Annotated in this window: 7 protein-coding genes; 2 read left to right on the top strand and 5 right to left on the bottom strand. The window is 67.3% G+C overall.

Going from position 1 to position 11,251, the window contains the following annotated elements:
• Positions 1-184 (bottom strand): 4Fe-4S dicluster domain-containing protein (locus A8G15_RS05410; RefSeq protein ID WP_156665257.1); only part of this gene is annotated, 184 nt, incomplete at its 3' end.
• A 169-nt stretch (positions 185-353) separates the two neighbouring features.
• Here A8G15_RS05410 and A8G15_RS05405 point away from each other — a divergent pair.
• The gene (locus A8G15_RS05405; RefSeq protein WP_082899667.1) at positions 354-1,214 is read left to right on the top strand and encodes an acyl-[acyl-carrier-protein] thioesterase; all 861 of its coding nucleotides are present in this window, start codon (positions 354-356) and stop codon (positions 1,212-1,214) included.
• On the top strand, positions 1,211-1,702 hold the full coding sequence (locus A8G15_RS05400; protein WP_068156237.1) for a SixA phosphatase family protein: 492 nt from the start codon (positions 1,211-1,213) through the stop codon (positions 1,700-1,702). Before A8G15_RS05405 ends, A8G15_RS05400 begins: the two co-directional genes overlap by 4 nt.
• A 110-nt stretch (positions 1,703-1,812) precedes the next feature.
• Here A8G15_RS05400 and A8G15_RS05395 read toward each other — a convergent pair whose 3' ends face one another.
• The 4 genes from A8G15_RS05395 to A8G15_RS05380 form a co-directional block, all read right to left on the bottom strand.
• Positions 1,813-5,784: a DNA-directed RNA polymerase subunit beta' gene (locus A8G15_RS05395; RefSeq protein WP_068156233.1), complete on the bottom strand. Its 3,972-nt coding sequence runs from the start codon at positions 5,782-5,784 to the stop codon at positions 1,813-1,815.
• 130 nt (positions 5,785-5,914) lie between these two features.
• Entirely contained in the window at positions 5,915-9,421 is a 3,507-nt protein-coding gene (gene rpoB / locus A8G15_RS05390; RefSeq protein WP_068156227.1) for a DNA-directed RNA polymerase subunit beta, read from the bottom strand.
• Between the two features lie 370 nt (positions 9,422-9,791).
• Positions 9,792-10,613, bottom strand: coding sequence for a hypothetical protein (locus tag A8G15_RS05385; RefSeq protein ID WP_068156225.1), 822 nt, complete (start codon positions 10,611-10,613; stop codon positions 9,792-9,794).
• Positions 10,614-10,634: 21 nt separating this feature from the next.
• Positions 10,635-11,246: a hypothetical protein gene (locus tag A8G15_RS05380; RefSeq protein ID WP_068156284.1), complete on the bottom strand. Its 612-nt coding sequence runs from the start codon at positions 11,244-11,246 to the stop codon at positions 10,635-10,637.
• Between the last annotated feature and the right edge of the window lie 5 nt (positions 11,247-11,251).

The raw sequence follows: 11,251 nt of genomic DNA, 5'->3' as shown, positions 1-11,251 counted from the left end.
AGATCGCCTCGACCGGGCACGCGTCGGCGCAGGCACCGCAGTCGATGCAGGCCTGCGGGTCGATGTGCAGCATCTCGGTGGACGCGAATTCCCGTTCCTCGGGGGTCGGGTGGATGCAGTTGACCGGGCAGACGGCCACGCAGCTCGCGTCGTTGCAGCACGTCTGGGTGATCACGTAGGCCATGGTCTGGGTCCTCGGGGAGCCGGGCGGCACGACCGCCGCATTTCATGTAACACTGCGTAACAGTTAAATGAGACTGTAGTCGCCGCCACATGCGGACCGCAAGAGACGCTGCGCACAACGACCGCACCTGCGAGAATCGGGCGATCCACGAACGCGAGGGGGCCTGCGGATGCGGATCGACACGACCACCACACCGTCCTGGACGCAGCCACTGGGCGCGCTACCCGCGGACGCGTCGCCGTACACCACGGAACGCACCGTCCGCACCGGCGACGTCGACAACAACCAGCGCCTGCGGCTGGACGGCATCGCCCGGTACCTGCAGGACATCGGCACCGACAATCTCGCCGCCGTCGACGCGACCGGCACCGATCCGCTGTGGATCGTCCGGCGCACCGTCATCGACGTGCACCGCCCGGCCCGGTATCCGCAACACCTGCGGTTGCGCCGCTGGTGCGACGCCCTGTCGACGCGGTGGGCGAACGTCCGGGTCCGGATGGACGAGAACGACCCCGACGGCGAGGGCGCGCTCATCGAAACCGCCGGCTTCTGGATCGACATCAGCCCGACCAGCGGCGCCCCCACCCGGATCAGCGACCCACTGTTCGAGCACATGTCGCGGCACGCCCGCGACACCCGGCTGCGATGGCACGCCTGGCTCTCCCCCGAACCCACCGGCACGAACCACGACGCCACGCCGTTCCCGTTGCGGGTCACCGACATCGACCCGTTCGACCACGTCAACAACACCACCTACTGGCACGGCGTCGAGGAACACCTCGCCGGGCGCAGCGATCTCCAGGACGGCCCGTACCGCGCGATCGTCGAGCACCTGCGCCCCGTCGTCGCAGGTGAGAACCTGACCATCCGCACCCACCACGAGGACGACGCCCTGACGCTGTGGTTCACCGTCGACGACCACGTCCGGGCCGTCGCACGGGTGGCACGAGCGACGGCGCCGACACCCCCCGTGTCCGCCGGCGCCGCTGCGGCGGACGACGATCCCGAGCCCCTAAGTTGGGACTCATGACCCGCACCCTGATCCTGCTGCGCCACGGCAAGTCCGCGTACCCGGACGGCGTCGCCGACCACGAGCGTCCCCTGGCCCCGCGCGGCCGGCGTGAAGCCGGGCTCGCCGGCCGGTGGCTCCGGGCACATCAGCCACCGATCGACGCGGTTCTGTGCTCGACGGCGGTGCGTACCCGAAAGACGCTGACCGAAGCGGCGATCGAGGCACCGGTCGACTACCGGGACGATCTGTACGACACGTCCCCGGACCTGCTCGTCGACGCCATCCGCACCGTCGACGACGACGTGACGACGCTGCTGGTCGTCGGACACGAACCCACACTGTCGGCGACAGCACTCATGCTCGCCCCCGATCACGACAGCGAGGCCGCACACCAGCTCGCCGAGAAGTTCCCGACCTCCGCGGTCGCGGTGCTGACCGTCCGCGGCGCCTGGCACGAGCTCGAGGCGGGCCGGGCCGAGCTCACGGACTTCCACATACCGAGGTGATCGGCCCGATGTGATCGGCGGATCCGACTGCGCGGAAAGCCTGCCGGAACGCCGAAGGTCCCGCCCCCGAAGAGAGGAGGGCGGGACCTTCGATCACCTACGGCAGTCGCCTACCGGTAGTCGCTCGAGTAACCGTAGTCGTCGAGCGGGACCGCGGCGCCGGTGTTCTGGCCGAAGCCTTCCGGCGAGTAGTACTGGTCGTCGTACGCCGGGATGGCGTACGCGGCCGCGCGGGCCTCCTCGGTCGGCTGGACCTGGATGTTCCGGTACCGGTTGATGCCGGTGCCGGCCGGGATCAGCTTGCCGATGATCACGTTCTCCTTGAGACCGATCAGCTTGTCCGAGCGGCAGTTGATGGCCGCGTCGGTCAGCACTCGAGTGGTCTCCTGGAACGACGCCGCCGACAGCCACGAATCGGTGGCCAGCGACGCCTTCGTGATACCCATGAGCACGGGACGACCGGCAGCGGGCTCGCCGCCCTCGGACACGACCCGGCGGTTCGAGGCCTCGAACTCGCTGCGCTCGACCAGCGAGCCGGGCAGGAACTCCGTCGCACCCGAATCGATGATCGTCACGCGGCGCAGCATCTGGCGCACGATGACCTCGATGTGCTTGTCGTGGATCGACACACCCTGGCTCCGGTACACCTCCTGGACCTCGTTGACGAGGTGGATCTGCACCTGGCGGGGACCCATCACACGCAGCACCTCGTGCGGATCGGCAGCACCCTCGAGGAGCTGCTGACCGACCTCCACGAAGTCACCGTCGGCGAGAACACCCTCGGTGCCGTTCGCCTTGCGGATGACGTGCAGGCGCTGACGCTTCGACAGCTTGTCGTACACGACCTCTTCGCCACCGTCGTCCGGGACGATCGTGATCTTGTAGAAGCGGTCGTCGTCCTCGAGCCGGATGCGGCCCGAGACGTCGGCGATCGGGGCCTTGCCCTTCGGGACACGAGCCTCGAACAGCTCCTGGACACGCGGCAGACCGCCGGTGATGTCCTCACCGACGCCACCCTGGTGGAAGGTACGCATCGTCAGCTGCGTACCCGGCTCACCGATGGACTGTGCCGCGACGATACCGACGGCCTCGCCGATGTCGACGAGCTTGCCGGTCGCCATCGAGCGTCCGTAGCAGGTGGCGCAGACGCCGGTGCCGGTGTCGCAGGTCAGGACCGAGCGGACGCGGACCTTCTGGATGCCGGCTTCGAGCAGAGCCTCGATGGCCGGGTCGCCCAGGTCGGAACCACGCTCGACGACGACGTTGCCGTTCGCGTCGACCGCATCGGAGGCGAGGGTACGGGCGTACGTGCTCGTCTCGATGTGGGCGTCGCGGACCAGCTTGCCGGTCTCGTTGCCCTCGGCGTCGCGCTCCGGCTCCGCGATGGTCATCTCGATGCCGCGCGGCGTGCCGCAATCGACCTCGCGGACGATGACGTCCTGCGAGACGTCCACCAGACGACGGGTCAGGTAACCCGAGTCGGCGGTACGCAGGGCGGTATCGGCCAGACCCTTACGGGCACCGTGCGTGTTGATGAAGTACTCGAGAACGGTCAGGCCCTCACGGAACGAGGACTTGATCGGACGCGGGATGAACTCGCCCTTCGGGTTCGTCACCAGACCCTTCATGCCCGCGAGCGAGCGGATCTGGGTCATGTTGCCCGCAGCACCGGATTTGACGATCGTCGGGATCGGGTTCTCGTCCGGGTAGTGCGCCTCCATGGCCTGACCGACCTCTTCGGTCGCTTCCTGCCACAGCTTCACCAGCGAGTCGCGACGCTCCTCCTTGGAGAGAGCACCACGCGCGAACTTGCGCTCGAGCTGATCGGCCTGCGCCTCGTACCGCTCGAGGATCTCCTTCTTCTCCGGCGGAACGAGCACGTCCGCCATCGAGACGGTCACGCCCGAACGGGTCGCCCAGTAGAAACCGGCGTCCTTGAGCTTGTCGACGGTCTGCGCGACGACGATCATCGGGTAACGCTCGGCGAGATCGTTGATGATCGCGGCCTGGCGCTTCTTCGGCATGATGTCGTTGACGAAGCCGTAGTTGGCGGGCAGCAGCTCGTTGAACAGCACGCGGCCGAGGGTCGTCTCCGCGGTCCACGCCTCGCCGTGCTTCCAGCCCTCCGGGAACAGCTCGGACTCGATCTCGCGCGGCGGACGCTGCTGCGTCAGACGCACCTTGATCGGGGCCTGCACCGACAGCGCACCGCGGTCGACGGCCATGATGGCCTCGGCCGGGGACGAGTACACGCCCTGCTCCGGCTCGTCCGCCGTCGCCGGGGTGTACGCGCCGACGGCGTCCTCGACGAGCCGGGTCAGGTGGAACAGACCCGTGACCATGTCCAGACGCGGCATGGCGAGCGGGCGGCCCGACGCCGGCGACAGGATGTTGTTCGAGGACAGCATCAGGATGCGGGCCTCGGCCTGCGCCTCCGCGGACAGCGGCAGGTGCACGGCCATCTGGTCACCGTCGAAGTCGGCGTTGAACGCCTCACACACCAGCGGGTGCAGCTGGATGGCCTTGCCCTCGACGAGCTGCGGCTCGAACGCCTGGATGCCGAGGCGGTGCAGCGTCGGCGCACGGTTCAGCAGCACCGGGTGCTCGTTGATGACCTCTTCGAGGACGTCCCACACCTGCGGACGCTGACGCTCGACCATGCGCTTGGCGGACTTGATGTTCTGCGCGTGGTTCAGGTCGACCAAACGCTTCATCACGAACGGCTTGAACAGCTCGAGCGCCATCAGCTTCGGCAGGCCGCACTGGTGCAGCTTGAGCTGCGGACCGACGACGATGACCGAACGGCCCGAGTAGTCGACGCGCTTACCGAGCAGGTTCTGACGGAAGCGGCCCTGCTTGCCCTTGAGCAGATCGGACAGCGACTTGAGCGGACGGTTGCCCGGGCCGGTGACCGGCCGGCCGCGACGGCCGTTGTCGAACAGCGCGTCCACGGACTCCTGCAGCATCCGCTTCTCGTTGTTGACGATGATCTCGGGCGCCCCGAGGTCGATCAGTCGCTTGAGGCGATTGTTGCGGTTGATGACACGGCGGTACAGATCGTTCAGGTCGGAGGTCGCGAAGCGGCCACCGTCGAGCTGAACCATCGGGCGCAGCTCCGGCGGGATCACCGGAACGGCGTTGAGGACCATGCCCATCGGCGAGTTGCCGGACTGCTGGAACGCCGCGACGACCTTCAGTCGCTTCAGCGCACGCAGCTTCTTCTGGCCCTTGCCGCTGCGGATGATCTCGCGCAGGATGTCGGCCTCGGCGTGGATGTCGAAGGTCTCGATGAGCTTCTGGATGGCCTCGGCACCCATCGCACCGGTGAAGTACTCACCGTAGCGATCCTGGAGCTCGCGGTAGATCAGCTCGTCGACGATGAGCTGCTTCGGAGCCAGCTTCGAGAAGGTCGTCCAGATCTCGTCGAGACGGTCCAGCTCGCGCTGGGCACGGTCGCGCAGCTGGCGCATCTCGCGCTCGCCGCCGTCCTTGACCTTTCGGCGGACATCGGACTTCGCGCCCTCGGCCTCGAGTTCGGCCAGGTCGGCCTCGAGCTTCTGGGCGCGGGCTTCGAGGTCGGCGTCGCGCTGATCGGCGACGGTCTTCTTCTCGACCTCCATCTCGGCCTCGAGGGTCGAGAGCTCGTTGTGGCGCAGCTCGTCGTCGACCGAGGTGATGACGTAGGCGGCGAAGTAGATGATCTTCTCGAGATCCTTCGGCGCCAGGTCGAGCAGGTAACCGAGACGGCTCGGCACGCCCTTGAAGTACCAGATGTGCGTGACCGGAGCGGCCAGTTCGATGTGGCCCATCCGCTCGCGGCGCACCTTCGCGCGGGTCACCTCGACGCCGCAGCGCTCGCAGATGATGCCCTTGAAGCGGACGCGCTTGTACTTACCGCAGTAGCACTCCCAGTCCCGGGTGGGACCGAAGATCTTCTCGCAGAAGAGTCCGTCCTTCTCGGGCTTGAGCGTGCGGTAGTTGATGGTCTCCGGCTTCTTGACCTCGCCGTACGACCAGTTGCGGATGTCCTCTGCGGTGGCCAGGCCGATGCGGAGTTCATCGAAGAAGTTGACGTCGAGCACGTAACTTCCTTTCCCCTGTGCGGGTTGTGTTGCTGCTAGTTGTCGCTATCGCTGCCGGGCCCCGGAGGGAGGCGGTGCGGATGCGGCACGGTGTTCGCCGTCCATACGCGCCTCCCTCCGGGTCGGCTTCCTAGTTCGCGAGGTCGTCGACCGTGGCCGACTCGTTGCGGGAAAGGTTGATGCCCAGGTTGGCCGCCGCCCGCTCGAGATCCTCGTCGTCGCCGTCGGCCATGGCGATGGCCGCGCCGTCGCTCGAGAGCACCTCGACATTCAGGCACAGCGACTGGAGTTCCTTGAGGAGAACCTTGAAGGACTCGGGGATACCCGGCTCCGGGATGTTCTCGCCCTTGACGATCGCCTCGTACACCTTCACGCGCCCGACGACGTCGTCGGACTTGATGGTGAGGAGTTCCTGCAGCGTGTACGCCGCACCGTAGGCCTGCATGGCCCAGCACTCCATCTCACCGAAGCGCTGGCCACCGAACTGGGCCTTACCGCCGAGCGGCTGCTGGGTGATCATCGAGTACGGACCGGTCGAACGGGCGTGGATCTTGTCGTCGACCAGGTGGTGCAGCTTGATGATGTACATGTAGCCGACCGACACCGGGTACGGGAACGGCTCGCCGGAACGACCGTCGAACAGCGTCGCCTTGCCGTCGGCACCGACCATGACCTCACCGTCGCGGTTCGGCAGGGTCGAGCTCAGCAGACCACTCAGCTCGTCCTCGCGCGCACCGTCGAACACCGGGGTCGCGATGTTGGTGCCCGGGTCCGCCGCCAGCATCTCGTCGGACAGGTTCTGCGCCCACTCGGGACGGCTGCCGTCGTCCGCGACCTGGATGTTCCAGCCGGCCTTGCCGATCCATCCGAGATGCGTCTCGAGGATCTGGCCGATGTTCATACGACGCGGAACACCGTGCGTGTTGAGGATGATGTCGACCGGCGTGCCGTCGGGCAGGAACGGCATGTCCTCCTGCGGGAGGATCTTGCCGATGACGCCCTTGTTGCCGTGGCGACCGGCGAGCTTGTCGCCGTCCTGGATCTTGCGCTTCTGCGCCACGTACACGCGGACGAGCTCGTTGACACCCGGAGGCAGATCGTCGTCGTCCTCGCGGGAGAACACGCGCACACCGATGACCTTGCCGGTCTCGCCGTGCGGCACCTTCAGCGACGTGTCGCGAACCTCGCGGGCCTTCTCACCGAAGATCGCGCGCAGCAGCCGCTCCTCCGGGGTCAGCTCGGTCTCGCCCTTCGGGGTGACCTTGCCGACGAGGATGTCGCCGTCGCGGACCTCGGCACCGATACGCACGATGCCGCGCTCGTCCAGGTCGGCGAGGACCTCGTCCGAGACGTTCGGGATGTCGCGGGTGATCTCCTCGGCACCGAGCTTGGTGTCGCGGGCGTCGATCTCGTGCTCCTCGATGTGGATCGAGGTGAGCACGTCCTCCTCCACGAGGCGCTGCGACAGGATGATCGCGTCCTCGTAGTTGTGGCCTTCCCACGGCATGATCGCCACGAGCAGGTTCTTGCCGAGCGCCATCTCACCGTTCTGGGTGCAGGGACCGTCGGCGAGGACCTGGCCGGACTCGACGCGCTGCCCCTCGTCCACGATCGGACGCTGGTTGGAGCAGGTGCCCTGGTTGGAACGATCGAACTTGCGCAGACGGTAGGTCTTGCGGGTGCCGTCGTCGGCCATCACGGTGATGAAGTCGGCGGACACCTCCTCCACCACACCGGTCTTCTCGGTGACGATGACGTCGCCGGCGTCGACGGCGGCACGCAGTTCCATGCCGGTACCGACGACGGGTGACTCGCTGCGCACCAGCGGCACGGCCTGACGCTGCATGTTCGCGCCCATCAGGGCGCGGTTGGCGTCGTCGTGCTCGAGGAACGGGATCATCGCGGTCGCGACGGAGACCATCTGACGCGGCGAGACGTCCATGAAGTCGACCTCACCGGCCGGGATGTACTCGATCTCGCCGCCCTTCTTACGGACGAGAACGCGATCCTCGGCGAACCGGCCGTCCGCACCGATCGGCGAGTTGGCCTGCGCCACGACGTGGCGGTCCTCCTCGTCGGCGGTCAGGTAGACGACGTCGTCGGTGACGACGCCGTTCTCGACCTTGCGGTACGGGGTCTCGATGAAACCGAACGGGTTGACCCGCGCGTACACCGACAGCGAGCCGATCAGGCCGATGTTCGGGCCTTCCGGGGTCTCGATCGGGCACATGCGGCCGTAGTGCGACGAGTGGACGTCGCGGACCTCGAGGCCGGCACGCTCACGGGACAGACCGCCGGGGCCCAGCGCCGACAGGCGGCGCTTGTGGGTCAGGCCCGACAGCGGGTTGTTCTGGTCCATGAACTGCGACAGCTGGGACGTTCCGAAGAACTCCTTGATCGCGGCCACGACGGGACGGATGTTGATCAGGGTCTGCGGCGTGATCGCCTCGACGTCCTGCGTGGTCATCCGCTCACGAACCACGCGCTCCATGCGGGACAGGCCGACACGGATCTGGTTCTGGATGAGCTCGCCGACCGTGCGCAGGCGACGGTTGCCGAAGTGGTCGATGTCGTCGACCTCGACCGGAACCTCGACGCCCTCGGGAGCGGTCATCACCGTCTCGCCCGCGTGCAGGCGCACCAGGTACTCGATCGTGGCGACGATGTCTTCCTCGGTGAGGGTCGACGCGGCGATCGGCTGGCCGCTGTTCAGGCCCAGCTTCTTGTTGATCTTGTAACGTCCCACGCGCGCCAGGTCGTAGCGCTTGTCCTTGAAGAAGAGGTTCTCCAGCAGGGTCTGCGCGGACTCCTTGGTCGGCGGCTCGCCCGGGCGCAGCTTGCGGTAGATGTCGAGCAGGGCCTCGTCGGTACCGGCCGTGTTGTCCTTCTCGAGCGTGGACATCATGATCTCGGAGAACCCGAAACGCTGAACGATCTGCTCGTTCGTCCATCCGAGCGCCTTGAGCAGCACGGTGACCGGCTGACGACGCTTGCGGTCGATGCGGACACCGACGGTGTCGCGCTTGTCGACGTCGAACTCGAGCCACGCACCGCGGCCCGGGATGACCTTGACGCTGTGCAGGTCCTTCTCGGTGCTCTTGTCGACGTTCCGGTCGAAGTACACACCCGGGGACCGCACGAGCTGCGAGACGACGACGCGCTCGGTGCCGTTGATGATGAAGGTGCCCTTGTCGGTCATCATCGGGAAGTCACCCATGAAGACCGTCTGGCTCTTGATCTCGCCGGTGTTGTTGTTGATGAACTCGGCCGTGACGAACAGCGGGGCCGCGTACGTCATGTCCTTGTCCTTGCACTCCTCGACGGAGGCCTTGACCTCGTCGAAGCGCGGGTCGGAGAAGGACAGGGACATCGAACCCGAGAAGTCCTCGATCGGCGAGAGTTCCGCGAGGATCTCCTCGAGGCCGCCGACGACAGGCCCGTCACCACGTTCGGCAGCCTTCGCGCGCCAGCGCTCGGAGCCGATCAACCATTCGAAGGAATCTGTCTGTAGATCGAGGAGCCCTGGGACTTCGAGCGGCTCGCGAATCTTCGCGAACGAGACTCTCTTCGGGGCTCCGGGGATTCCGGCAACTGCCTTGGTCTGGCTAGAGACTGCCAAGATGCGTCCTTCCAGCACCTCACGCGGGCCGCTCCAACCGGTGCGACCGCCGCTGTACCTGCTTCTTCAGTGGGGCGTTTCGGCTGGTCACAACCCGAACGAGTGCCCCACCACGAAGACCGGTGGCATGCGCCCCGCGAGGAGACGCTTCCGGCTTTGCGATCGAGGAATGGACAGGAGGCAGCCAGCGCAAAGAACCAACCTACACCGGCAGACGGCAACGCGCAACAAGGGTGCCAGAAACAAGCCCATTCCGGAAACTCGACTCAGCGGGTTTCGCGCGGGCGTACCGATAGAGTGACCGCTGCCGGACGCTGCGTCAAGAGATCGGAGGAGAGAAGTGTCTTCCGGCGAGGCTGATGTGACACCCCACGGGTTCCGCTCCCCCTCAGCTGTCCGTCAGCTCCGACACCAGCCAGCGCCCGTCGACCTTCTCCATCCGCACCAGCAAGGGCGCTGCAGCACTGCCCTGGGCGATCCCGTCCCCGGTCGCACTGACGTTGATGTAGGCCGACACCTCGGCACGCGAATCGTCGAGCATCGACGTCCCGATCTGCGTGACCGCGACCTCCGTGACCGTGTGCGTCTGCACCGCGGCCTCCTTCGTGACCTCGGCGGTTCTGTCGAACTCTTCCTGCATCTGCGGTGTCAGCAGGTCGCGGATCGCGGCGAAGTTGTCGTCGATCGTCTCGTAGTTGTAGCCGTGCATCGTCTCGATCGCGCGCGTCGCGGCCCGCTGCACCTCGTCGGTCGCCGCGGTGTCGACCCACGCACGGTTCTCGACCTTCGCCCCGGGCTGGAATGCCGCGACCACCGCGAACGCACCCAACGCGACCGCGGCGGCTCCCAGGAGCACGAGCGGGCGCGTGGTGCGCTGCGCCGCGGGCCCGGGGGCAGCAGCCTCGCCGGCAGGAGGCTCGCCCGCAGCAGCCTCGGGTGCGGCGGGTTCCGCCGTCTCGGTGGGTTCCGTCCCGGGGGGTTCCGGGGAGGTTCCGGCGGCAGGCTCGGACTTCTTCGACAGCTCCACCCCCGTGTCCCCGGGTGTTGCGACGGCGGCCGTCTGCTCGAGGGCCTCGGGTTCCGGCGCGGCCGCGTCCGGAGGCGGAGACGCCGGGCGCGCCCCGCCGGTGCCCTGTCCACGCCCGGTACCGGCGATCTTCGGCCGGCGGCGCGCACCGCCGGTCCCCGGATTGCGTCGCTGCGGGGGCACTACACACACTCCTTCATCGGCTCACTCACCGTCGGTGACACCCGGTTCGGCCGGTGCCGTGGGCTCTGCGGGCACGGTCGCAGGTGGTTCTGCGGGCGCGCCCGGTTCCGCGGGCGGCGGGGCAGCCCCCGGATTCGCGCCGGATTCGAGTTCCACCGAACCGAGCGGCTGGATCGTCTCCGCCTTCCACGTGTCGCCGTCCTTACGGACCGCGACATCGACCGAGACCTTGTTCTTCACGAAGTTCGTCGGCGTCGTCGTGGTCACCGACAACACGACGAGCGCCCGCGCGGTGTCGTCGTCCGTGTTCAGCTCCGTCAGCGAACCGAACAGAACGTCCGCCGCCATGCCGGTCCCGGTCGCCGCAACCTGGTCGCGGATCTGCTGCTCGGTCGCGTTCAGATCGTTCACCAGTGCATCACCGGTGATCGACGACCGCATGTTGTCGAGCGATCCGTCGACGTTCCCCGCATCGACACTGTTCAGATTGATCGCCGCCTGCATCGCGCCCGACAGCGCCGCGTCCCTCGCGTCGGCCACGGGTCGTTCGACGAACAACGCCCGTCCCCAGCCGACCCCGAACCAGATCGCGGCGGCCAGCGCGACCAGCGCAACGACCCCGACGACCGCCAGGCCCG

Source organism: Rhodococcus phenolicus, assembly GCF_001646785.1.
In the GTDB taxonomy this organism is placed as follows: domain Bacteria; phylum Actinomycetota; class Actinomycetes; order Mycobacteriales; family Mycobacteriaceae; genus Rhodococcus; species Rhodococcus phenolicus.
The sequence above is the reverse complement of the archived record's forward strand: the minus strand, read 5'-3'. Positions and strand labels throughout refer to the sequence as shown.

What these genes read in the sequence shown, in the direction of transcription:
- A8G15_RS05405 (WP_082899667.1), top strand. Translation starts at nt 354, where the DNA reads ATGCGGATCGACACGACCACCACACCGTCCTGGACGCAGCCACTGGGC.
- A8G15_RS05400 (WP_068156237.1), top strand. Translation starts at nt 1,211, where the DNA reads ATGACCCGCACCCTGATCCTGCTGCGCCACGGCAAGTCCGCGTACCCG.